Annotated in this window: 25 protein-coding genes; 12 read left to right on the top strand and 13 right to left on the bottom strand. The window is 73.3% G+C overall.

Annotation, left to right across the window (positions count from 1 at the left end):
• Positions 1–4: 4 nt before the first annotated feature.
• Positions 5–2,392: a transglycosylase domain-containing protein gene (locus ACWDRR_RS29715; protein ID WP_449775318.1), complete on the bottom strand. Its 2,388-nt coding sequence runs from the start codon at positions 2,390–2,392 to the stop codon at positions 5–7.
• A 353-nt stretch (positions 2,393–2,745) separates the two neighbouring features.
• On the opposite strand from ACWDRR_RS29715, the gene ACWDRR_RS29710 reads away from it, so the two are divergent.
• The 7 genes from ACWDRR_RS29710 (at position 2,746) to ACWDRR_RS29680 (ending at position 10,911) form a co-directional block, all read left to right on the top strand.
• Positions 2,746–3,546 (top strand): ABC transporter permease, encoded by an 801-nt coding sequence (locus tag ACWDRR_RS29710; protein ID WP_449775331.1) that lies wholly within the window; start codon positions 2,746–2,748, stop codon positions 3,544–3,546.
• A gap of 136 nt (positions 3,547–3,682) precedes the next feature.
• Positions 3,683–4,447: an ABC transporter permease gene (locus tag ACWDRR_RS29705; protein ID WP_449775330.1), complete on the top strand. Its 765-nt coding sequence runs from the start codon at positions 3,683–3,685 to the stop codon at positions 4,445–4,447.
• Positions 4,448–4,497: 50 nt separating this feature from the next.
• Positions 4,498–5,457: an ABC transporter ATP-binding protein gene (locus ACWDRR_RS29700; protein WP_449775317.1), complete on the top strand. Its 960-nt coding sequence runs from the start codon at positions 4,498–4,500 to the stop codon at positions 5,455–5,457.
• Between the two features lie 234 nt (positions 5,458–5,691).
• Positions 5,692–6,984 carry a glycosyltransferase family 2 protein gene (locus tag ACWDRR_RS29695; RefSeq protein ID WP_449775316.1) on the top strand — a complete coding sequence of 431 codons (1,293 nt, stop codon included), beginning with the start codon at positions 5,692–5,694 and terminating at the stop codon, positions 6,982–6,984.
• On the top strand, positions 6,981–8,285 hold the full coding sequence (locus ACWDRR_RS29690) for a nucleotide sugar dehydrogenase (RefSeq protein ID WP_449775315.1): 1,305 nt from the start codon (positions 6,981–6,983) through the stop codon (positions 8,283–8,285). Before ACWDRR_RS29695 ends, ACWDRR_RS29690 begins: the two co-directional genes overlap by 4 nt.
• 50 nt (positions 8,286–8,335) lie before the next feature.
• Entirely contained in the window at positions 8,336–9,775 is a 1,440-nt protein-coding gene (locus ACWDRR_RS29685; RefSeq protein WP_449775329.1) for a DUF445 domain-containing protein, read from the top strand.
• 89 nt (positions 9,776–9,864) lie between these two features.
• Complete coding sequence (locus ACWDRR_RS29680) at positions 9,865–10,911, top strand: adenosine deaminase (RefSeq protein ID WP_449775328.1); 1,047 nt, start codon at positions 9,865–9,867, stop codon at positions 10,909–10,911.
• A gap of 58 nt (positions 10,912–10,969) precedes the next feature.
• Here ACWDRR_RS29680 and ACWDRR_RS29675 read toward each other — a convergent pair whose 3' ends face one another.
• Positions 10,970–11,155 (bottom strand): DUF397 domain-containing protein, encoded by a 186-nt coding sequence (locus ACWDRR_RS29675; protein WP_449775314.1) that lies wholly within the window; start codon positions 11,153–11,155, stop codon positions 10,970–10,972.
• Between the two features lie 11 nt (positions 11,156–11,166).
• Positions 11,167–12,012, bottom strand: a complete 846-nt coding sequence (locus ACWDRR_RS29670; RefSeq protein WP_449775313.1) for a helix-turn-helix domain-containing protein — start codon at positions 12,010–12,012, stop codon at positions 11,167–11,169.
• A gap of 276 nt (positions 12,013–12,288) precedes the next feature.
• On the opposite strand from ACWDRR_RS29670, the gene ACWDRR_RS29665 reads away from it, so the two are divergent.
• Together ACWDRR_RS29665 and ACWDRR_RS29660 are read left to right on the top strand one after the other, a co-directional pair.
• On the top strand, positions 12,289–12,657 hold the full coding sequence (locus tag ACWDRR_RS29665; protein WP_449775312.1) for an ATP-binding protein: 369 nt from the start codon (positions 12,289–12,291) through the stop codon (positions 12,655–12,657).
• Positions 12,654–12,809 (top strand): hypothetical protein, encoded by a 156-nt coding sequence (locus tag ACWDRR_RS29660; protein WP_449775311.1) that lies wholly within the window; start codon positions 12,654–12,656, stop codon positions 12,807–12,809. The genes ACWDRR_RS29665 and ACWDRR_RS29660 overlap by 4 nt, the downstream gene beginning before the upstream one ends.
• A gap of 82 nt (positions 12,810–12,891) precedes the next feature.
• Here ACWDRR_RS29660 and ACWDRR_RS29655 read toward each other — a convergent pair whose 3' ends face one another.
• From ACWDRR_RS29655 to ACWDRR_RS29645, 3 genes are all read right to left on the bottom strand, one after another.
• Positions 12,892–13,314, bottom strand: coding sequence for a hypothetical protein (locus tag ACWDRR_RS29655; protein ID WP_449775310.1), 423 nt, complete (start codon positions 13,312–13,314; stop codon positions 12,892–12,894).
• A 178-nt stretch (positions 13,315–13,492) separates the two neighbouring features.
• Complete coding sequence (locus ACWDRR_RS29650) at positions 13,493–14,263, bottom strand: CDP-alcohol phosphatidyltransferase family protein (protein ID WP_449775309.1); 771 nt, start codon at positions 14,261–14,263, stop codon at positions 13,493–13,495.
• Positions 14,264–14,525: 262 nt separating this feature from the next.
• On the bottom strand, positions 14,526–14,957 hold the full coding sequence (locus ACWDRR_RS29645; protein WP_449775308.1) for a DoxX family protein: 432 nt from the start codon (positions 14,955–14,957) through the stop codon (positions 14,526–14,528).
• Between the two features lie 106 nt (positions 14,958–15,063).
• On the opposite strand from ACWDRR_RS29645, the gene ACWDRR_RS29640 reads away from it, so the two are divergent.
• Positions 15,064–15,618: a TetR/AcrR family transcriptional regulator gene (locus ACWDRR_RS29640; protein ID WP_449775307.1), complete on the top strand. Its 555-nt coding sequence runs from the start codon at positions 15,064–15,066 to the stop codon at positions 15,616–15,618.
• 66 nt (positions 15,619–15,684) lie between these two features.
• On the opposite strand, the gene ACWDRR_RS29635 is transcribed toward ACWDRR_RS29640, so the two are convergent.
• The 5 genes from ACWDRR_RS29635 to ACWDRR_RS29615 all read right to left on the bottom strand — a co-directional run bounded on the left by ACWDRR_RS29635 (position 15,685) and on the right by ACWDRR_RS29615 (position 19,257).
• Positions 15,685–16,383: a YidC/Oxa1 family membrane protein insertase gene (locus tag ACWDRR_RS29635; RefSeq protein WP_449775306.1), complete on the bottom strand. Its 699-nt coding sequence runs from the start codon at positions 16,381–16,383 to the stop codon at positions 15,685–15,687.
• 91 nt (positions 16,384–16,474) lie between these two features.
• Positions 16,475–16,768 (bottom strand): DUF6412 domain-containing protein, encoded by a 294-nt coding sequence (locus ACWDRR_RS29630; RefSeq protein WP_387881189.1) that lies wholly within the window; start codon positions 16,766–16,768, stop codon positions 16,475–16,477.
• A gap of 79 nt (positions 16,769–16,847) precedes the next feature.
• The gene (locus tag ACWDRR_RS29625) at positions 16,848–17,297 is read right to left on the bottom strand and encodes a hypothetical protein (RefSeq protein WP_449775305.1); all 450 of its coding nucleotides are present in this window, start codon (positions 17,295–17,297) and stop codon (positions 16,848–16,850) included.
• Positions 17,298–17,365: 68 nt separating this feature from the next.
• Complete coding sequence (locus tag ACWDRR_RS29620; protein ID WP_449775304.1) at positions 17,366–18,835, bottom strand: hypothetical protein; 1,470 nt, start codon at positions 18,833–18,835, stop codon at positions 17,366–17,368.
• Between the two features lie 2 nt (positions 18,836–18,837).
• Positions 18,838–19,257, bottom strand: a complete 420-nt coding sequence (locus ACWDRR_RS29615) for a hypothetical protein (protein ID WP_449775303.1) — start codon at positions 19,255–19,257, stop codon at positions 18,838–18,840.
• A 121-nt stretch (positions 19,258–19,378) separates the two neighbouring features.
• Here ACWDRR_RS29615 and ACWDRR_RS29610 point away from each other — a divergent pair, with 121 nt between their 5' ends.
• Entirely contained in the window at positions 19,379–19,663 is a 285-nt protein-coding gene (locus ACWDRR_RS29610) for a type II toxin-antitoxin system Phd/YefM family antitoxin (RefSeq protein ID WP_380575388.1), read from the top strand.
• Positions 19,656–20,078: a PIN domain-containing protein gene (locus ACWDRR_RS29605; protein WP_449775302.1), complete on the top strand. Its 423-nt coding sequence runs from the start codon at positions 19,656–19,658 to the stop codon at positions 20,076–20,078. Before ACWDRR_RS29610 ends, ACWDRR_RS29605 begins: the two co-directional genes overlap by 8 nt.
• A 97-nt stretch (positions 20,079–20,175) precedes the next feature.
• Here the strand turns inward: ACWDRR_RS29605 and ACWDRR_RS29600 are convergent, their stop codons facing one another.
• Positions 20,176–21,279 carry a Gfo/Idh/MocA family oxidoreductase gene (locus ACWDRR_RS29600; RefSeq protein ID WP_449775301.1) on the bottom strand — a complete coding sequence of 368 codons (1,104 nt, stop codon included), beginning with the start codon at positions 21,277–21,279 and terminating at the stop codon, positions 20,176–20,178.
• Between the two features lie 163 nt (positions 21,280–21,442).
• Positions 21,443–22,522 carry a lytic polysaccharide monooxygenase auxiliary activity family 9 protein gene (locus ACWDRR_RS29595; protein WP_449775300.1) on the bottom strand — a complete coding sequence of 360 codons (1,080 nt, stop codon included), beginning with the start codon at positions 22,520–22,522 and terminating at the stop codon, positions 21,443–21,445.
• Positions 22,523–22,530: the final 8 nt, after the last annotated feature.

Below are 22,530 nucleotides of genomic sequence, written 5' to 3'. Positions count from 1 at the left end.
GCCGCTAGGGCGCCTGCCCGGTCCGCTGTGCGGTGGGCTGCCCGGTCGCCTGGTGGGTCGGTGGCACGCTCACGTCGGGGGCCGGCGGATGGGTGCTCGGGGGCGGCGTCGGGGTCGGGGTGGGCCGGGGCGGCGGGGTGGGGCGGTTGGTGGGTGCGGGCGGCTGTTCCGGGCCGGTCGTCGGGGCGGGGGCTTCGGTGGTCGGGCCGGGCGCCGTCTCGGTGGGCCGGCTGCTCGGGACGGTCGGCGCGGGGGCGGTCGGTGCCGGGGCGCTGGTCGGCGCCGCGGTGGCACTGGCACCGGTGGTGGCGCTTGCCGACGGCGACGGGGAGGGCGAGGCACTGGCGGTCGGCCCGCCGGACTGGGTGTTGCCGCGACCGGGCTGGAGGTCGAAGCGCTGGACGTCGGTGCCGTCGAGCGCGTCGGCCATGTAGGCGGTCCAGATCCGGGTGGGGAAGGCACCGCCGTTGATCCGGTCGTAGCCGGCGGTGCCGGACAGCGGCTCCTTGGCGTGGGTCTTCGGGTTCTCCCGGAACAGGCCGACGGTGGTGGCGAGTTCGGGGGTGAAGCCGGCGAACCAGGCCGACAGGTTGGAGTCGGTGGTGCCGGTCTTGCCGGCGGCGGGGCGTCCGAGGTCGAGGGCGGCGGCGCCGGTGCCGCGCGGGCCGACGACGTCGCGCAGGACGTCGGTGACGGCGTCGGCGGCGCCCCGGTCGAGCGCGGTGGTGGGCACGTGGTCGGGCATCTTGGGGACGTCGATGGCGCCGCCGGTGTTGACGCGTTCGAGCTTGGTGACCGACCACGGGGTGTACGCCTGGCCGTGGTTGGCGAGGCCGGCGTAGGCGCCGGCCAGGTTGAGGGCGCTCGGGGTGGCGGTGCCGAGCGTCATCGAGGTGTTTCCCGGGTCCATGCCGGGGACGTTGTCGGGGATGCCGAGCCGGACGGCCGTCTCGCGGACGTGGGCGAGTCCGGCGTCGACGCCCTCCTGCGCGTACACCGAGTTGACGGACTTCACCATGGCGTAGCGCAGGGTGATGCTGCCGTAGTCGATGTCGTCCTCGTTGGGCGGCGCGTACGGGGTGGGGCCGCCGGTGACGGGGCGTTCGCTGGTGCCGTCGTAGCGGGTCTCGGTGGTGATCGGGCGGCCGTCGCCGCTGCTGCGGCCGGAGGTGAGGCCGGCGGCGAGGTCGAAGGCCTTGAAGGTGGAGCCGATCTGGTTGTCCTGGCGCAGGACGTCGTTGTAGGGCTGTTTGGCGTAGTCGGGGCCGCCGTAGACGGCGACGACGCGCCCGGTGGCGGGTTCGACGGAGGCGCCGGCGACGCGGACGTCGGTGTCGGTGGTGGGCCGGGCCCTGGGGTCGAGCTCCGCGGTGAGCTCCTCCTGGACGGCGCGCACGAAGGCGTCCTGGCGGGGCTTGTCGAAGGTGGTGGTGATGCGCCAGCCGCCGGCCTTGAGGGTGGCGGTGTCGAGGATGCCGGCCGAGACGAGGTAGTCGTCGGCGACGCCGACCAGGTAGCCGGACTGGCCGCCGAGGCCGGTGGCGGGCTGGGGGTCGATCGGGTCGGGGAAGGTGACGGCGGCGCGGTCGGCCGGGGTGAGGAAGCCGAGTTGGACCATGCCGTCGAGGGTGTAGTTCCAGCGGGCGACGGCCTTGTCGCGGTTGGCGGGGGTGGCGGTCTTCACGTCGTAGAGGCTGGGGGCCTGCAGCAGGGCGGCGAGGTAGGCGCCCTGGGGGAGGGTGAGCTGGGAGACGTCGACGCCGTAGTAGGCGTGGGCGGCGCTCTGGATGCCGTAGGCGCCGCGGCCGAAGTAGCTGCTGTTGAGGTACCCGGTGAGGATCTGGTTCTTGCTGCGCTGCTGGTCGACCTTGAGGGCGATGAAGAGTTCGCGGCCCTTGCGCTCGATCGTCCGGTCCTGGGTCAGGTAGTAGTTCTTGACGTACTGCTGGGTGATGGTGGAGCCGCCCTGCTTGCCGCGGCCGGTGAGGGTGTTCCAGCCGGCCCGGACCATGCCCTTCAGGTCGATGCCGCGGTTGCGGTAGAAGCTGCGGTCCTCGGCGGAGACGACGGCGTGCTGGGTGTCGAGCGGGATCTGGCCGATCGTCACGTCGGTGCGGTTCACGGCCCCGGTGCGGGCGATCTCGGTGGTGCCGTCGGCGTAGAGGTAGATGTTGTTCTGGGCGACGGCGTGGGCGTTGGCGTCGGGGACGGGGACGATGAGGTAGAGCACGGCGAAGGAGCCGACGGCGAGGAGCAGCACGGCGGTGAGCGCGCCGAGGGTGACCCGCCAGGTGGGCAGGAGCCGGCGCCACAGCGGCCTGGCGCGGCGGGCTTCGCGGCGGGCGGCCCGTCGGGCCTGACGCCGGGTGCGGTGGTCTGCCCTCAAGGTCATGCCGCGATTATGTGCTATTTGACCCGTGATCAGGCGTTGGAATAACCGGGTGCGCTGGAAGATCGTCGGCGGTACGGTGAAAGGTGCGAACCACATAGCGCACCCAGTTCGGGCAGCTCCGCCCGCCTGACCCGGGACCCCCTGGGTGGGGTCGGCCGGAGCCGTTCCGCGTGCGCCGGTGTCCCCGGGGACACCCACCCGCTCCTATTTGTCGACAAGGAGACAATATGTCGAACACCGTACCCGCCGAGTCGCAGTTCCGGCACCCTCCCGAACCCGGCGGTGCTCCGGGTGGTGCTGCGGGGGGTGCTTCCGACGGTGCCCCGCGCGTCGCCGGCGGTGCGCGGGGCGCGGTGGCGCTCCACCTCGCCATCGCCCGCGGAGCCTTCCGCCGCTACGCCACCTACCGGGCCGCCACGCTGGCCGGCGCCTTCACCAACACCGTCTTCGGCTTCATCCTCGCCTACACCTTCGTCGCCCTCTGGCAGGCCCGCCCCGGCCTCGGCGGCTACGACCAGACCGCCGCCGTCACCTACATCTGGGTCAGCCAGGCGCTGCTGGTCACCGTCGCGGTCTGGGGCGGCGGCTTCCAGGACGACGTCCAGGACCGGTTCCGCAGCGGCGACATCGCCGTCGACCTCTACCGCCCGGTGGACTTCCAGGGCTGGTGGCTGGCCACCGACCTCGGCCGGGCCGGCTTCCACCTGCTCTCCCGCGGCACCCTGCCGATGCTGGCGGGCGCGCTGGTCTTCCGGATCCGGCTGCCCGAGCAGCCGCTGACCTGGCTGTTCTTCCTCCTGTCGGTGCTGCTCGCGGTGGTGGTCAGCTTCGGGCTGCGCTTCCTCGTCTCGCTGACCGGCTTCTGGCTGCACGACTCGGAGGGGGTGCGCTCGGTGATGCTGGTGGTGTCGATGTTCTTCTCCGGGATGCTGCTGCCGCTGGCGCTCTTCCCCGGCCTGCTCGGCGAGCTCGCGCCCGTGCTGCCGTGGGCCGCGCTGGTCCAGGTGCCGACCGACGTCTTCCTGGAGCGGGCGACGGGGGCCGGGCTGTTCGGCGCCCTCGGCTTCCAGCTCGCCTGGGCCGCGGGGCTGGTCGCCGCCGGCCGGGGCGTCCAGCTGCTCGCGACCCGCAAGGTGGTGGTCCAGGGTGGCTGACCCGACCCTCACCGCCGGTCCGGCCGCCCCCGCCGCCGGTACGACCGACCCGCTCCTGACCGACCTGCTCCTCACCGAGCGGAGCCTGCTCGCCCGCACCCGCTGGGCGCTGCGCGCCTGGTGGCTCACCGCCGCGATGTGGACGCGGGCGATCATGTCCTACCGGGCGTCCTTCGTGCTGATGCTGGTCGCCAACCTGGTGGTCACCTTCCTCGACTTCGTCGTGGTGATCCTGATGTTCCGGCACACCGATCAACTGGGCGGCTGGACCCTGCCCGAGCTCGGCTTCCTCTACGGCACCTCGGGCTTCGCGCTCGGCACGGCCAACCTGCTGGTCGGCAGCGTCGACGGCCTCGGCGAACGGATCCGGGCGGGCACGCTGGACACCATGCTGATCCGGCCCGCCCCGGCGCTCGCCCAGGTCTGCGCCGAGCGCTTCTCGCTGCGCCGGCTCGGGCGGCCGGCGCAGGCGGTCGCGGTGCTGGCCTGGTCGCTGGCCGCCCTGGACGTCGACTGGACCTGGGACCGGGTGCTGCTGGTGCCGGTCCTGCTGGTCTGCGGCACGGCGATCTTCGCGGCGATCTTCGTGGGCTTCGCCGCCCTGCAGTTCTGGTGGGGCGAGGCCAAGGAGATCCAGAACGCCTTCACCTACGGCGGCGCCACCGTGCTGCACTACCCGCCGACCGTCTTCGCCAAGGAGCTGGTGGCGGGCACCGTGTTCGGCATCCCGCTGGCCTTCGTCAACTGGCTGCCCGCGCTGCACATCCTCGACCGGCCCGACCCGCTCGGCCTGCCCGCCGCCTTCCGGTTCGCCTCGCCGCTCGCCGCCGTGCTCGCGCTGGTGGTGGCCGGGCTGGCCTGGCGCGCCGGGCTGCGGGCCTACCGCGGCACCGGCAGCTGACCCCGGGCCCCGGCCCGGTTCCCCCGACCCCTCCCGAAAGCAGGACTCCCATGGCACTGATCGAACTCGACGACGTCCGCCGCACCTTCACCGTCCGCGCCAAGGTCGGCCGCTTCAAGCGCGAGAAGCGCGAGGTCCGCGCGGTGGACGGGCTGAGCTTCACGGTGGAGGCCGGCGAATGCGTCGGCTACATCGGCCCGAACGGCGCGGGCAAGTCCACCACCATCAAGATGCTCACCGGCATCCTGGTGCCCTCCGCCGGCCGGCTGCGCGTCGCCGGCGTCGACCCGGCCCGGGAGCGCGTCGCGCTGGCCCGCCGGATCGGCGTCGTCTTCGGGCAGCGCACCACGCTCTGGTGGGACCTCCCGCTCCGCGACTCCTACGAACTGGCCCGCCGGATCTACCGCATCCCCGAGCACCGATATCGCACCAACCTCGAACGCTGCGTCGAACTGCTCGACCTCGGCGCCCTGTTGGACACCCCCGTGCGCCAACTCTCGCTCGGCCAGCGGATGCGCGGGGACTTGGCGGCGGCGCTGCTGCACGACCCGCAGGTGCTCTACCTGGACGAGCCCACCATCGGGCTGGACGTGGTGAGCAAGGGCCGGGTCCGCGACTTCCTGCGCGAGGTCAACCGCGACCTGGGCACCACCGTGCTGCTCACCACCCACGACCTCACCGACATCGAGCAGCTCTGCGACCGGGTCATGGTGATCGACCACGGCCGGGTCGTCTACGACGGCGGCCTGGAGGGGCTGCACGCGGCGGGCGAGAGCGAGCGGACCCTGGTCGTCGACCTCGCCGAGGCGCGGCCGCCGATCGAGGTGGCCGGGGCGCGGGTGGTGAAGGTCGAGGGGCCGCGGCAGTGGCTGGCCTTCCCGGCCCAGCAGAGCGCCGCCCCGATCGTCGCCGCCGTCGCCGACCGGTACCCGATGGTCGACCTGTCGGTCCGCGAGCCGGCCATCGAGGACGTGATCGCCCGGATGTACGCGGAGGTCGCGATCGGCTGACCGCTCGGCGCGCGTGCCCGGCCCGGCGGCCGGCCGGGCACGCGCCGCCGGTACGCCCCGGCGGCGACCCGTGCGCACCGACGGGTGCTCGCCCGTGCGTTCCCATCGCGTCACCTGTGCGGGTGGCGGACGTGACTCCGTGGCGTGTCACCGAGTTGACCTTGGCATCGCCCGGCGACCCGTGCACCGCTCGGCGAACGCTCGGCGGACTGTGCACCGGAGGGGCAGCGCCCGATGACCGTACCCGATGTGACCGTGGTGATCGCGGTCTACAACACCATGCCGTACCTGACGGCCTGCCTGGACTCGCTCGTCGCGCAGACCATCGGACCGGCGCGCATGGAGGTGGTCGCGGTCGACGACGGTTCGACGGACGGCGGCGGCGCCGTCCTCGACGAGTACGCCGCCCGCCACCCGGGCCTGTTCACCGTGCTGCACCAGGCCAACTCCGGCGGCCCGGCCGCGCCGACCAACCGGGGGCTGGCCCTGGCCCGCGGCCGGTACGTGCTCTTCCTCGGCGCCGACGACTGGCTCGGCGCCGAGGCGCTGGCCCGGATGGTGGCGGCGGCCGACACCTGGGAGTCGGACGTCCTCGTCCCCAAGCAGATCGGGGTGAACGGGCGGCTGGTGCCGCAGGGCATCTTCGGCGCCACGGCCGCCTCGGTCGGCTTCGAGGACTCCGCGCTGGCCTGGGCGCTCGCCGACACCAAGCTGTTCCGGCTCGACCTGATCAGACGCCACAACCTGTCGCGCAACGAGGGGCTGAAGGTCTACTCGGACCAGCCCTTCACGCTGGCCGCCTGTCTGCGGGCCCGCCGGATCTCGGTGCTCGCCGACTACGACTACTACCACCTGGTGCTGCGTGCGGACCTGGGCAACGTGACCCAGCGGGCCGGGGCGCTGGACCGGCTGCGCGGGGTCGCCGCCGTGCAGTGGGTCGCCGCCGAGCTCGCGGCCGAGGGGGGACAGCTCGACGCCATCCGGGCCCGCCACTTCGGCTGGGAGGTGCCGCAGCTGCTCCAGGCCGACTTCCTGCTCCACACCGAGGAGCTCCAGGACGAGATCTGCGCGGGAGTGGCCGACCTGGTGGGGCAGTTCGGCGCCCGCGAGGTGTACGACCGGCTGGCGGTGGCCGACCGGGTGCGGCTCGAACTCGCCGCCGCCGGGCGGCCGGACGCGCTGCGCGACCTGATCCGGTACGAGGCCGCGCACGGGGACCCGCCGGTGGTCGTCGACGGACGCCGCCACTACGCGGGCTACCCGGCGTTCCGGGACGCCGGGCTCGCACTGCCCGACGAGCTGTTCCTGCTCGCCGAGGCGCCCGCACCGGGCGAGGCGTCGGCCGCATCGGGCGAAGGGTTCGAGGCGTCGGCCGCGCCGGCCGGGCCGCCGCCGGTCACGCTGGTGCAGCAGGTCTGGCGCGGCGCCGTGCCCGCGCAGGTGCGCCGCCGGCTGCGCCGCTACCCGGCATGGCGGCGTCTCACCGACGCCGTTCTCACCAACACCATGAACGGGGGCCGGCGTTGAGCCCGCTCGACATCTGCGTGGTCGGCCTCGGGAAGCTCGGTCTGCCGCTCGCCGTCCAGTTCGCCGCCAAGGGCCACCGGGTGGCCGGCGCCGACGTCTCGCCCGAGGTCGTCCACGCGGTGAACCAGGGCCGGCCGCCGTTCCCCCGGGAGGCGGGCCTGGACGAGGCCCTCAAGCGGGTGGTGGCCGAGGGCCGCCTGCGCGCCACCACCGACACCGCGGCCGCGGTGGCCGGGGCAGAGGCCGTCGTCCTGGTGGTCCCGCTGATCACCACCGCCGACGGCGCCCCCGACTTCACCCTGCTCGACGCCGCCACCGACGCCGTCGCCGCCGGACTGCGCCGCGGCGCCCTGGTCAGCTACGAGACGACCCTGCCGGTCGGGGTCACCCGCGGCCGCTGGGCGCCGCGGCTGGCGGCCGGCTCCGGGCTCACCCCCGGGCAGGACTTCGCGCTGGTCTTCAGCCCCGAACGCGTCCGCACCGGCCGGGTCTTCGCCGACCTGCGCCGCTACCCCAAGCTGGTCGGCGGCATCGACCGGGCGTCCGGGCGGCGCGGCGCCGAGTTCTACCGCGAGGTGCTCGACTTCGACCCGCGCCCCGACCTGCCCCGGCCCAACGGCGTCTGGGAGCTGGAGTCGGCCGAGGCCGCGGAGTTCGCCAAGCTCGCCGAGACCACCTACCGGGACGTCAACATCGCCCTCGCCAACCAGTTCGCCCGCTACGCCGACCGGATCGGGGTGGACTTCGCGGCCGTCGCCGACGCCTGCAACTCCCAGCCGTTCAGCCATCTGCACCGGCCGGGCGTCGCGGTCGGCGGCCACTGCATCCCGGTCTACCCGCGGCTCTACCTGTGGAACGACCCCTCGGCGACGGTGGTCCGGGCGGCCCGCGAGGCCAACCTGGCGATGCCCGGGTACGCGGTCGGGGTGCTGGACGGCGCGCTGGAGGGCGGGGTCCGGGAGCGGGGAGTGCTGGTGCTCGGCGCCGCCTACCGGGGCGGGGTGAAGGAGACGGCGTACTCCGGCGTCTTCCCGCTGGTCGAGGCGCTGCGCGCGGCCGGTGCGCGCCCCTACGTGGCCGACCCGCTGTACCGGGCCGAGGAGCTGGCGGCGCTCGGGCTGCCGCCGCACGGCGGTGAGCCGGTGGCGGCCGCGGTGCTCCAGGCCGACCACCCCGAGTACCGGGAGCTGGCGCCGGCCGACCTGCCGGGGGTCCGGGTCCTGCTGGACGGCCGCCGCTGCACCGACCCGCAGCGGTGGGACGTCGCGGGGGTGCGGCGGATCGTCCTCGGCGGCGCGTAGCCGGGCCCGTCCGCGCCTGCCGGTTACCCGTGTGCCGGGCCCGTCCGCCCCTGCCGGTTACCCGTGTGCCGGGCCCGTCCGCGCCTGCCGGTTACCCGTGTGCCGGGCGCGGTGGCACGCGCGGTGGCACGCGCCCGGCGCGTACAGGTGGGGCGCGCCCTCCGCTTGCGCCGGGCAGCGGGCAGACTGGCGGGGTGAGTGACGATGCCTTCAGCGGGACCGGGCCCGGGGTCCGGTTCACCGCGGCCGACGAGGAGAAGAGACGCGGCGTCCGCCGGATGAAGACCATCGCGACCGGCCTGCTGGCCTTCGCGACCCTGGTCTTCGTCCTGGCCACCTGGGCGAAGTCGGCCGGCGCCGGCGGCTGGGCGGGCTACCTGGCCGCCGCCGCCGAGGCGGGCATGGTCGGCGCGCTCGCCGACTGGTTCGCCGTGACCGCGCTCTTCCGCCGTCCGTTCGGCCTGCCGATCCCGCACACCGCGATCATCCCGACCAAGAAGGACGCCTTCGGCAAGTCGCTCGGCGACTTCGTCGGCGACAACTTCCTCTCCGGCCAGGTGGTGCGCGGCCGGCTCGCCGCGCTCGGCATCGCCCGCCGGCTTGGGGAGTGGCTGGCCGCACCCGGCAGCGCCGAGCGGGTCACCCGGGAGGCGTCGGCGGCGCTGCGCGGCGTCCTCGCGGTGCTGCGCGACGACGACGTCCAGGCGGTCGTCGGCGAGGCGGTGACCAGGCGGGCCGCCGCCACCTCGGTCGCCGAGCCGATGGGCCGGATGCTCGGCAGGGTGGTCTCCGACGGCGGCCACCACGGGATGGTCGACCTGGTCGCCGTCCGGGTGCACGACTGGCTGACCGAGAACCACGAGGAGGTCGTCCAGCGGGTCACCCAGAAGACCCCGGGCTGGACGCCGAAGTTCCTCGACCACCAGGTCGGCGAGCGGGTCTACAAGGAGCTGATGCGGTTCGTCACCGACATCCGGGACGACCCGCGGCACGCCGCGCGCGGCGCCATCGACAACTTCCTCGCCGACTTCGCCACCGAGCTGCAGACCGATCCGGAGACCATCGCCCGGGTCGAGCGGGCCAAGGCCGACCTGCTGGTCCGCCCCGAGGTGCAGGAGCTGATCGCCTCCACCTGGGCCGCCGTCCGCGCCCTGGTGCTGAACGCGGCCGAGGACGAGGACAGCGAGCTGCGCCGGCGCATCCGCGACGGCGTGCGGGACTTCGGTGCGCGCCTGGCGACCGATCCGAAGCTCCAGGCCAAGGTGGACGGCTGGCTCCAGGACGCCGCCCAGTACCTCGTCGACACCTACCGGGCCGAGATCACCTCGCTGATCTCCGAGACCGTGGCAGGCTGGGACGCGGACGACGCGTCCCGCAAGATCGAGGCCAACGTCGGCCGTGACCTGCAGTTCATCCGGATCAACGGCACCGTGGTCGGCGCCCTGGCGGGGCTGCTGATCCACACCGTGGCGGTCGCGCTCGGGGGCTGAGCCCCCGGGTGTGCCTATCCTTGCGGACACCACCGATACGCGCGTAGAGGAAGAAGGGCACCACCGTGGTCCAGCCGGACGGAAGTCGGATCGGAAACCCCGTTCAGAACCGGGGCATCGAGGCGTTCATCGCCGGGATGCCCAAAGCAGAGCTGCACGTCCACCACGTCGGCTCGGCCTCGCCGCGGGTGGTCGCCGAGCTGGCCGCCCGCCACCGGGGCCAGTCCAAGGTGCCGGTCGACCCGACCGCCCTCGCCGAGTACTTCACCTTCACCGACTTCGCCCACTTCATCGAGGTCTACCTCAGCGTCGTCGACCTGGTCCGCGACGCCGAGGACGTCCGCGCGCTGACCTACGGCGTCGCCGAGGACATGGCCCGGCAGAACATCCGGTACGCGGAGCTGACCGTCACGCCGTACTCCTCGGTCAGCCGGGGCATCCCCGACGTCGCCTTCATGGAGGCCATCGAGGACGCCCGGCTGCGGGCCGAGAAGGAGCTCGGCGTCGTGCTCCGCTGGTGCTTCGACATCCCCGGGGAGGCGGGTCTGGCCGCCGCCGAGGAGACCGCCCGGCTGGCCGTCGACCTCGCCCCCGAGGGCCTGGTCAGCTTCGGCCTCGGCGGCCCGGAGATCGGCGTGCCGCGCCCGCAGTTCAAGCCGTACTTCGACCGGGCGCGGGCGGCCGGTCTGCGCAGCGTCCCGCACGCCGGTGAGACCACCGGGCCGGAGACGGTCTGGGACGCCCTGCGGGTGCTCGGCGCCGAGCGCATCGGCCACGGCACCCAGGCCGTGAAGGACCCGGCCCTGCTGGACTTCCTCGGCGAGCACCGGATCCCGCTGGAAGTCTGCCCGACCTCGAACATCGCGACCCGCGCGGTCGAGCGGATCGAGGAGCACCCGATCCGGCAGATGGTCGACGCGGGCCTGCTGGTCACCGTCAACAGCGACGACCCGCCGATGTTCGGCACCGACCTCAACACCGAGTACGCGGTCGCGGCCAAGCTGCTGGACCTGGACGAGGCGGGCGTCGCGGCGCTGGCGCGCAACGCCGTGGAGGCGTCGTTCCTTGACGCGGCCGGCAAGGCCCGGATCGTCGGCGAGATCGACTCCTACCTGGCCGGGTGGGACAAGGGCTGAGGTTCCCGGTTGCTTCGGGTGTGGCCCTCCGCGTGCACGCGGAGGGCCACACGGGCAGCTAGACGTCGAACTCCCCGTTGCGGATGGCGGTGAGGAGGTCACGCCATTCGTCGGTGGTGAGTTGGGCGACGGAGGTGGGGTGGAGGCTGCTGCGGAGGTAGACCGCGTCGGGGGTGATGGCCACTTCCGGGCAGTTGTTCCCGTCTCCGCACGCAGAAGGCCTCTGCCAGTCGAGCTCTTCCACAAGTGTTCCTCTCAAAGGGTGTTCATGATGCTGGAAACGAGATCACGTGACTCGGCTGGGTCGAGAGCTCGTTCCTTCATCGCCCCGATGATGCTGCGGTAGTTTTCGAGCTGGTTGGTTTCGGTCAGGAACGTGGGCAATCCGACCGAGTCGAGTTGAACCGTGTCCAGGCGGGCCACGGGGCCTCGCGCGTACATGACCGCCTGTCCCGCTCCCTTGAATCCGCCCGACCGGAACTCCAGGACGCGAAGTGTCACGTTGGGCAGATCGGACAGCGTGAGCAGGTGCTTCAGCTGGGATCGAGCCACCGCCGGCCCGCCGAACATCATGCGCAGCGCGGCTTCGTGCACGATCGCCTCGTATTCGATCGGGTTGCTCCGAGTGAGAAGCTCTGATCGCCGCATGCGGTTCTCGACTCGGGCCTCGACGTTCAGTGGCCTGAGAGGGGGATAGACCTCGCGGAAGATCTCGCGGGCCGTGTCCTCTGTCTGCATCAGGCCGGGTACGTGGCAGATCTGGTACGTCGCGATGCCAAGGGAGTAGTGCTCGACCTCGGAGATGTCGAGCAATCCGGCTGAGACGAGGCCGCGATGCTCCTCCCACCACCCTTTGGTTCTGTCGCCCGCCATGACCGCCAGGGCATCGACGTACTCGGAGTCTCCCTCCTCGTATTCCGAGGCCAGGGTGAGCACCCGTTCGGGTGTCACGGAGTAGAGCCCCTGCTCGATGAGCGTGATCTTTGTGCGGTCCAGCCCGAGGACGGCAGCGGCCTCGGCTGTGGTCTTGCCGGCGGCATCTCGCATCTTCCGTAGCTCGATGCCGACCCGCTGCCTTCGTGCGCTTGGGGTAGGTGGCATGGGCCCAAGCATCTACCGCCACGGTATCGAGAGTCCAGCCACTCCTAGGCGGCACATGTTCCTGATCTGATGGCACAAGTGCTGTCTCATGCCCTACAGTCTGTGATGCACCGCTCACCGGACGGGTTGTCAGTAACGTCCAGGATCAGGGCAGTTGGTACCGGCTGCCCGGGCACCGAAGAGCACTCGTATCGCGGCGTCGCCTGCTCCGCGACGGGCTTGCTCACGGCGACACCCCCACCGGTGTGCCCCACCTACACCGCAGGGAGATTCCCCGTGTGTAACTGCATCCTCAACTCCTCGACCCTCGCCCTCGCCCGTGAGTCCCTGCGCGCCGCCATGGCGCGCGCCGGGTGGGACTTCGAGACCATCGCCGATGCCGAACTCGCCCTCGCCGAACTCGTCGTGAACGCGTGGCGGCACGGTCGCACGTCCTCGCCGGTCGTCCTGGTCCTGATCCTCGGCCGCACGCTCCGGGTCTCGGTCAGTGACGACAGCACCGAGTTCCCCGAGCAGCGCGAGCCCTGTGAGTTCGCGGAGTCCGGGCGCGGCCTCCGGCTCGTCCAGGGCCTCACCCACCGCTGGGGTACCGAGCCCCGCAAGCACGGCAAGTCCGTCTGGTTCGAGCTGGACGCCGCCGCGTGAACGCCGGGGTGCTCGGGCTCCTGATCCTCATCATCCTCGCGGCCGTCGTCGGCGCCGTCTGCCGACTGCGCAGCGAGGCCGTCAACGAGCCCGTCGGCGACGGTGATCGCGCCGACTCCCTCCCGGTCGAGCGGGTCGCCATATCCTCCTGAGCGACGAAGCAGCGGGTCGCGCCCAGTCCGGGACCGGGCGCGACCGCTTCGACGGGGGCGCGACATCGCGGCGAGCCTGCGGCTACAGGCTGGTGTGCGGGCCGGACTTCCCGGTGAAGGGGAAGAGCGGATAACCCTCGAAGCAGCGTCCGTCGGGCTGGAAGTAGGGCCAGTCCATCCCCGCTCGGTACAGCGCCGTCAGGGCGACGGCCGTGAGCACCGGCGCGAGCCAGTTGACCGCCTGGCCGCCGGGGAGCGGGTGTCTGCGCAATGCGGCCTGGAGGAGTACAAGGACGATGGTCATGGCCAGCCATACGGCCGGCATCGTTCCGAACTGCAAGCCGATGTTGTTGCTGAAGTTGTTTCCGAGTAGGCAGTCGTTCCAGGCCTGAACCGTCAACCACGTGCCGACGATCACGCCGACAGAAGCCAGCGCGGGTGCGAGGAGGTACCGGTCGCAGCTGCTGCGGCCGGCGGCGGCCTCCTGGCATGGATGCTCTGACATCTCCACGGTCCGCCCCCCGGTTTCGGGCGGCAGGCGAGCCGCCGCAACCAGTCACGCCAGACTTGATCCGTGCGGTTCCGGCCCGCCGCCGAGCGTTCCGGTCCGAGAGCGGTGGAGGGTGGTCGGGTCCGCTCGGCTCCGGCCGTCCTGCCGTCGGCGAACTGAAGGATTCCGCTGTTCAGCGCAGGCGGGAGGAGGAGAGGATCGAGGCCAGGTGGGCGACCACCATGCCCCAGGTGATCACCGCGATCGCGGCGAGTGCGATGCGGGTCGGCCCGATGTTCCCGACCGCCGCGTCCGCGACCGCCGTCGCCAGCAGCACCAGGGAGGCCTCGATGCCGTTGGTGACCCGGTGGATCTTGAAGATGGAGGCGAACCGCCGCGCGGTCGCGATGCCCTGCGAACGCGGCTGGGTCGACTCCTCGTCGGCCGGTGCCAGCCCGCTGCGGGCCCGGGCCACGTCGACCAGGTCGGTCGAGGCCTTCAGCAGGACGACGCCCAGCGCCGTCGCCAGCCCGACCGAGACCCACAGCTCGGACCCGCCCCGGGCCGCCCGGACGCCCGCACCGATCATCAGCGCCGCGTCGGCCAGGTAGGCGCCGAGCCGGTCGACGTAGACGCCGGCCGTGCTGAACTGCCGCTTCCAGCGGGCCACCTCGCCGTCGACGCAGTCGAACAGGAGGAACCCCTGGAACAGCAGGGCCGCCAGCACCGCGCCCGTCAGTCCGGGGATCAGCAGGGCCGCCCCGGCGCCGACGCCGCAGACCACCATCACCCAGGTCAGGGTGTTCGGCGAGACGGAGGTGCGCACCAGCTGCCGCGTCGTCCGCAGCGAGACCCGGCGCATGTAGAGGCGGCCCGCCCAGTGCTCGCCGTTGCGGCTCTGCAGCTTCGCCTGCGGTTGGCAGACCTCCCGCAACTCGGCCAACGTCGGGGCGGCGACCTTCACGGATTCCTCCACTGTCCGGCCGGACTCAGAAGCGCGGCTCGGGAACGAGACTCGAAACGATCAGCAAAGGCTACGACCTGCCTCGACCACCGCCCGGGCCGGGGCTTCGATTCTCCGGCATGGAGCGCGACGCCGGACCGCGCGGTGTTCGGCCGGGACGTCGAGCAGTCCTGCGCCGGTGTCCCCGCCACACGCCGGAGCCCCGCCACACGCCGGAGCCCCGCCACGGGGCGGGGCTCCGGCACGTAGGTGGCCCTGGGGGTCAGCCCGCGAAGGTCAGGGTGGCGGCCGCGACGAACAGCACCTGCAGTGCGGTGCGGAGCCCCAGCGGGGTGACGCCGGGCAGTCGGCGCCGGGCGGCGGAGACGTTCGCCGGGAACATGGCGATCATCATCAGGATCAGGGCGCCGGCCGCCCACCGGGACGTCGCCGGGACGAGGACCAGCAGGGCGCCCGCGAGTTCCAGCAGGCCGGTCAGGGTCACCAGCAGCTCCGGGCGGGGCAGGCCGGGCGGGACCATGGCGAGGAGCTTGGCCCGCAGCCGCGGGACGAAGTGGGCGGACGCGGTGAGCAGGAACATCGCGGCGAGCCCGACCTTCAGGGCGGGGTGCCAGCCGTCGAGCATGTCCACACCCGCCAGACCGGCCAGGCGGGCTGCCAGGAATCCGGCGACAAGGGCGATCAACGGTTCCATCTCGGCCTCCGAGGATGGGGACGGTGCCCTGCGGCACAGGGCATCTTGACACCATCAAGTTAGGTGCGGCCCGCGCATCTTGTCAATGACAAGTTATGATCGGAGCATGTCTGCCCAGCCCTATCACCACGGTGACCTGAGGAACGCCCTGCTCGCCGCCGCCGCCGAGGCCATCGAGCAGAGCGGGCCCGCCGCGCTGAGCCTGCGCGAGCTGGCCCGCCGTGCGGGCGTCTCCCACGCCGCCCCCGCCCACCACTTCGGCGACAAGGCGGGACTGCTCACCGAACTCGCCGCCCAGGGGTACGAACTCCTCGCCGACGCCGTGCGCGCCGCCGGTCCGGACCTGATGGAGGCGGGGATCGCCTACGTCCGGTTCGCCGTCGGGCACCGCGCCCACTTCACGGTGATGTTCGAACCCGGCCTCTACCACCCCGACGACCCGCACGTGGCCGCCGCCCGGAGCCGCGCCGGCCAGGCCCTGGCCGCCGCGCTCGCGGCGTCCGCCCCGGAACGCGCGGTGGAGGGCGAGCTCAGGCTGGCGGCCTGGTCGATCGTGCACGGCTTCGCCCAGCTGTGGAACAGCGGGAGCCTGGCCGACCGGTCCGGGGAGGACCCCGCGACGATCGCCCGCGCGGTGATCGGCAACCTGCTCCGCGCCTGATCCCGGCGGCGGGTGGTCGCCCACCCGCCGCCGAACCCGTGCGGGCCGCGGAGCCCCCGGGTCAGCTCAGATCAGGGCCACCGCCGGCACCGGCGCGCCCGCGCCCCGGTGCAGCCAGCCGCGCTCGGCGGCGGACCAGGTGGTCGTGGTCAGCAGGTAGACGGCGGCGGCCAGCGGCACCAGCGCGGCGAACAGCACGGTGCCGAAGGACAGGAACGGCAGGAACCTCAGCCCGGGCTGCGCGGCCTGCTGGGGAGCGGCCGCCTGCGCCCGACGGGCCCGGCGGAAGTTGACGAACGCCACGGCGGCCAGCCCCGCGTACAGCGCGCCGAACACCACCCACTGCGCGACGCCCTGCGCGCCGCCCACGTGCAGGCCGAGCGGGACACCGAACAGCTTGTGGCCGAGCAGGTCGTTCGGGGTGGTGAACAGCCGGTACATCACCGAGAAGAACGGGATCTGCACCAGCATCGGCAGGCACCCCGCGAACGGCGAGGCCTTCTCCTCCCGGTACAGCTCGGCGAGCGCGGCCTGGAGCTTCTCCGGCCGGCCCTTGTGCTTGCGGTTCAGCTCGGCGATCTTCGGCGCGAGCCGCGCCCGGGACTTCTCCCCGCGCGCCGCCGCCCGCGCCAACGGGTGCAGGGCGAGTCGGACGCCGACGGTGAACAGGACGATCGCCGCCGCCGTGGGCATCAGCTGGGCAAGGGTGGCGACGACATCGTGGGCCAGGCCGACGGCCGGGTCGAGCACTGCGAAAACGGACATGGTGGAGCGAGCCCTCCGGGGTCTCAGCGTCTCGGGACATGAGTGATCGGCGGAGGGCGGCCGCGTGGAACGGCGGTGGGGAAAGGGGTGGTTACGCGGCCGCCGGGGCCGCGCCCGGCGCCCTGGGGCGTCGCCTGCCCCGGGCATCGGGATCGCGCTGCGGGAGGAAGGCCGTCCGGAACGCGCGACGCCGCAGCGTCCCGTCCCGCACGGCGGCCGGCGCCCGCGCGCCCAGCAGCCGCGCGGCGACCAGCGTCCCCGCGACCGCCCCGGCCAGCAGCACCACGGCCGCGGTGGCGGCCACCGAGGTCAGCGTCCCACCTTCGGTGAGCACCTCCCCGGTCAGCACCCGGAGCAGCCCGAGCAGCATCGCCACCAATCCCACGGCGTGCTCCTCTCCCGCGCTCCGGACGTACCGACTGTCAGACGTTGAGGACGATGGTACGACGCCCGGACCCCTGGGGTCAGGCCATGTTCACGGCGTACACCCAAACCTGTGCGAACCCGTCGGCCGTCGACGCGAGCCAGACGGTGGTGGCGACGGCCTCGTGCCCGGGCGGCAGCGACTCGAAGCTCCCTTCCCGCAGGGGGACCGATCCCGTGGGATCAGGCGCACCGACCTGACGGAAGCCGGTCAGAGCAGGGCTGTCCACATGGCCGCCCTCGGTCCACGCCCCGACCCCGAGCCCCGCAGCGAACCTCTCCACCTCGTCCTGCGGCAGCCGGAAGGAGAGCACGGCCAAGTCGTCCTGAAGCCCGTTCTGGTACCCCCAGTGGACGTCGACGGCCGAGGCGGGAACGGGCAGCCGGGCGAAGTCGGTGACCTGTGAGGAGGCGACGCCCGGATCCCAGTCCGCCCCTCGTTCCGCTGCGGAGGACATCCACAGCGAGAGCCCGAGGAGGGTCGCTGCCACCGCCGCGACAGTCAGCGCTAGCACGACGAGGACGCGGGGCCGCCTCCGCTTCCGCCCGGGGGAGACGCTCATCGCGGTTGCCTGCCCGGGTCGGCAAGGGTGCCGTCCTGGCCGGCAGGTCGTGTACCGGTGTCGGCGGGTTCGAGGGGAGCCCCGTCCCCCACGGTCCGGGTCGACGCGGCGCTCCGGCCCCTGATGTCGTACTCCTGGGCCAAGCCGCTCTGGTGCAGCTTGGCCATGTCCTGGTCGGTGATGTTCATGCCTGCGATGTCGGTCGACTTGTTCTTGTCCCAGTTGTACCGGTCCCAGACGTTGACCTGGTACTGCATGGAGACCACGGGGCTCCCGTCCGGTCCGGCCTTCACGGTGACGAGGCCCGAGACGACACAGGCCTGGCTCCCCACCGCCGTGAACCAGTTCGGTTGCGTGCGCTGGTCGAACGTGTAGTCGTTCCTCGCGTTGCGGGCCGTTTCCACGGGAACGGCGACCGGGGCGCCCCCCGCCTTCCGATAGGCCTCCAGGGCAGTCCTTCGCCAGGCGCCGTCACTCCTGGCCAGCAACCCCTCGATGTGCGTCCGAAAATCCGGGTCGTCCCGCAGCATGCGATCCACGTCCACCGTCAGCGGTCGACCGGTCCCGTCGAGGTAGTGCTGCATGTGACGCGCCGCGTCCTCCCGGCCGGAGAACGTCCCGGCGGCGGCGAGCCCCTGGGCCATCGCCGCGATCCTCAGCTCGTCCCCGCCGGGCTCCCGGACGTTGAACGGGCCCGAGCCGTCATCGGGCGCGCGCCACCGGTACGTCGGATCCAGCACCCCCGCCTCGACCAGCGCCGCCGGGGTCATCTCCATGAGCTGTGCTCGAACGGCGGGGTCGACCGTCGCCCACCAGGCCGGCACGTCCCTGCGGTCCTTCGGCATGCCCACCGCACCCATCACGTCGGCCCGGGCGTCCCGTACGGCGTTCGGGTGGGTCGCGGGGTCGACCTCGTCGGGGTTGATCGCGCGCAGGGCGGCGGCCGCCGTCGCGTCGGCCTCGGTGGCCGCCGCCACCGCCCTGCGCATCGCGTCGACGTGGCCCTGCAGCTCGTTCCACTTCCGCTGCCGGTAGGCGATCGAGTCGGGGTCGTTGCGTTCCTCCGCCGGGAGGGCGGGGAGCGTGGCCGTGCCGTCCTCGGCCACGGTCGCGCCCAAGGCCTCGGCGTCCGCGATCGCCCGGAGCAGGTTCTGCCCGGCCTCGGCGAAGGACGACTTGGCGCGGCGCAGGACGGCGGTGACGGCCAGTGCCTCGTAGTGGAAGGCGCTGAGTTCCTCGGCCAGGAGTCCGATCTCCCGGGCTGCCTCGTCGGCGGCGGCCCCGGTCCAGGGACGATGCCCGGCGGGGGAGAACGCGTACGGCCCGGCGCCGGTGAGGGGCTGGAGGATTCCGGACCGCACCTGGGCGCCGATCTGTTCCACGTGGCCGGAGACGCTGTTCCAGGTGTCGCCGGCCCGGTCCAGCGGTTCCAGGGCGGTGTGGCGCAGTTGCGCGAAGGTCACCACGGCTACTGCGCCTTGAACGGGTCGGCGGCGGCGCTGTCGGCGGCGCGGTAGCCGGCGGCGGTGGCCTCCAGGCGGTCGGCGGTCAGGCCGAGGCGGTTGTCCAGGCTGGTCCAGCGGGCCTTCCACCAGGCGAGGACCTGCCCCAGCGCGGCCCCCGAGCCCCAGCCGCCGGCCAGGACCTGGACGGCGGCGGCGGTGTCCGGTTCGACCTGACCGACGGAGTACCTCAGTTCGCCCTGGAGGCGCCGCGAGACGCCTGCGGCCTGCCGGAGAGCGTCCGGTTCGACGCGTAACGGGGTACCCGCCGGTGCGGCACTCGACCACGGGCCGGTACCGCCGACAGTGCCCGGTGCGGAGGGCGGCGGCGGGGCGTCCTGGCCGTAGAGCCAGGGATTCTGCCTCGCCTCGGTGGTGTCGGTCATCCAGAGCCCCCTCTGTGCGATGAGTCGATGGTCGGACGTTAACGCACCACCTTTGCGTGCGCGGACGATTGCCGATTCCCGCGCCGTAGCCAGGGGTGCTACGCGGGGCTACCTTGGAAGGATGAAGACGATTACCCAGCGGGAGTTCCGGAACAACTCCGCCGCGGTGATGGACGCGGTGGAGGCGGGGGAGACCTTCCACATCACCAGGAACGGGGTCGAGGTCGCCGAGCTGCGGCCGGTCGCGGAGCGGCGGCGGCTCACGGCGGAGGAGCTGGTGGCGCGGCACGTCAAGCTGCCGCGGGTGGACTACCAGCAGATGCGCAAGGAGGCCGAGGAGTACTTCGGGCCCGAGGAGCTGGTGGGGGACGAGGGCGACGACCCGTTCGAGCGGCGGCGTGGCTGAGCGGCGCAGGGCGTCCCGGCGGCGGCCGGCCGGGGTGCTGGACACCTGCGTCTACATCGACCTGGCCCTGCTCAACCCGGCCGAGCTGCCGGCCGTGCCCGAGCTGACCGCGATCACCTTCGCCGAGCTCCAGCAGGGCGTCTCGATGGCCCGGGACGCGGTGAGCCGGGCGGCGCGGCTGGAGGTGCTGGGTGCGGCGATGGCCGACTTCGACCCGCTGCCGTTCGACGCGGCCGCCGCCGCCCGGTACGGCACGCTGGTCACGCTGACCATCGCCGCCGGGCGCCAGCCGCGCCCGCGCCGGATCGACCTGATGATCGCGGCCGTGGCCTCCGCGCACGGGCTGCCGCTCTACACGCGCAACGTGGCGGACTTCCGGGGGCTGGGTTCGGCGGTCGAGGTCATCGGGATCTGACCGGGTGGCCGGCTGACCGGGCGGCCGTCCCACGGCTCCGGGCTCCGCTCCTCCTCGTTCTCGTCCGGGCCTCGGCGGAGCGGAGCCCCGGAGCAGGTCAGTCGAGCCGGACGGTCGTACCGGTGGCGGCCGAGGTGCGGGCGGCCTCCAGGACGGTGAGGGTGGCGACGGCGTCCTGCGGGTCGACCGGCGGCGGGGTGCCGGGGGTGGCCAGGGCGGCGGCGACGCCCGCGTAGAAGGCGGGGTAGTCGCCCGGGTCGGTGGCCAGGGTGGTCGCGGACTCGTCGGTGCCGAGAGTGCCGTACCGGGACGGCTGGTCGGCGCCCCACGGCGCCCCGTCGCGGCCGGTGCCGTCCGGGCGGTGGCCGGCCCGGAGGTCGGCCTCCTGCGGGTCCATGCCGGACTTCACGTACCCGGCGGTGTCGCCGAGCACCCGCAGCCGGGGGCCGACGAGCGGGGTGATGGCGCTGGTCCACAGGTGGGAGCGGGTGCCCGAGGCGTGGGTGAGGGCGAGGAAGGCGTCGTCGTCGACCACCGCGCCGTCCCGGCGGACGTCGATCTCGGCGTAGACCGTCTCGACCGGGCCGAACAGGGTGAGTGCCTGGTCGACCAGGTGGCTGCCCAGGTCGTACAGCGTGCCGCCGACCTCGGCCGGGTCGGCCAGCTCGCGCCAGCCCGCCTTGGGCTTCGGGCGGAACCGCTCGAACCGGGACTCGAAGCGGTGCACCCGGCCGAGCGCGCCCTCGCGGACCAGTCGGGCGGCGGTGAGGAAGTCGCCGTCCCAGCGCCGGTTCTGGAAGACGGAGAGCAGGACGTCCTGCTCCCGCGCCAGCGTGCAGAGCTCCAGCGCGTCCGCGGCGGTGGCGGCCAGCGGCTTGTCGACGACCGTCGCCAGCCCGGCGCGCAGCGCGGCCCGGGCGAGCGGGGCGTGGGTGCGGTTGGGCGAGGCGATCACGATCAGGTCGAGCGCGTCCGGATCGGCGAGCAACTGCTCCGGCGTGTCGACGGCGCGGGCGCCGGGGTGCTCCCGGTGCAGCTGGGCGCGGCGGTCGGGGTTGGCGGTGACCACCGCGTCCAGCCGGAGCCCGGGGGTGGTGGCGATCAGCGGGGCATGGAAGGCGGAGCCGGCCAGGCCGTAGCCGATCAGGCCGACACGGAAGGGACCGTCGTGGTGGCGGAGAGGGCGCGAGGAGGGGCTCATGCGCCTTACTCAACCACGGTGTGCCCGATTGGCCCCGGTTTCGGTGCGGCGGCGGTGAGCTGGTGGCGGTGAGCGGGTGGCGGTGCGGCCGGTGGCGGGTTCGGCGGGCGTCGGTGCAGGCGGGCGCGGGTGCTTCGCGCGCGGGGTTCAGCGGGCTCGGGGTTCAGCGGGCGTGGGCACCGGGGGTGCGGCGGCGCTGGCGGTGGACGACGGCGACGGTGGCACCGGCGAGGAGGAAGGCGGAGCCGATCGAGGCCAGGATGCCGAGCGAGCGGTCCGAACCGGTCTGGGCGAGGTGCTCGGGCGCGGAGGTGGGTGCGGGGGTGGGCACGGCGGCGGGTACGGGGAGCTGCGGGGCGGCCTGCGTGGGCGGTGTCGCGGGGGCGGCTGCGGCGGGGGCCGACGAGGTGGGGGCGGTGGCGGCGGCCACCGGTGCGGGGGTGGTGGCCGCGGTGGCCGGGGCGGTGGCGGTGGCCGGGGCGGTGGTGTGGTCGTGCCCGGCGGGGTGTCCGGACGCCGGGCCGGTGGCCGTGGCTCCGCCGGAGCCGGTCGCGCCACCCGGCACGGGCGCCGTCGTGGGCGTCGTGGTGGGTGCGGTCCCGGAGCCGTCGAAGACCACGTCCGAGCAGGAGTAGAACGCCTCCGGGCTGTCCGAGCGCTGCCAGATCGCGTAGATCAGCTGGCGCCCGGTCCTCCCCGCCGGCACCTTGCCGGGCATTACGTAGGAGCCGTCCGTCAGCTGCGGGTCGGTGACCGTGAGGAAGGGCTGGGGCTCCAGGTTCGCCCAGGTCAGCGGCTTGGTCGGGGAGTAGCTGGCGTTGGTGACGAAGAGTTGGAAGGTGCCCCGGTGCGGGGCGGTCGCGCGGTAGCGGAAGGTGTAGTCCGACCCGGCGACGAGGTTCGTGGCGGGCCAGTCGGCGCGCGGCAGGTCCAGGCCCTTGTACGTCTCCGAGCCCGCGCTGCACAGCCGGCCGTCCGGGATGAGCTCGCGGTGGCGCCCGGCGGCGTCTCCGATCCGCAGGCTCATCCAGTCGTACAGGGCGGCCGTGCCCCCGGTGGCCACGGCCGCCTGGCAGGCCGCCGACTTCGGGTGCTCGGCGCCCTCCAGGTAGCAGCCCTCGATCCGGCTGAGCGGGTTCTGCATCGACCCGTGCGCGGCGGCGGGGCCGCCGCCGAGCCCGACGGTGAGGCCTGCGGCGGCGAGGGTGAGGACGGCGGCGGGGAGACGGCGGCGCACGGACATGGTGAGGG

Source organism: Kitasatospora sp. NPDC003701 (genome assembly GCF_053587085.1).
Note: the sequence above shows the minus strand (reverse complement) of the source record. Positions and strands in the feature narration are given on the sequence as shown.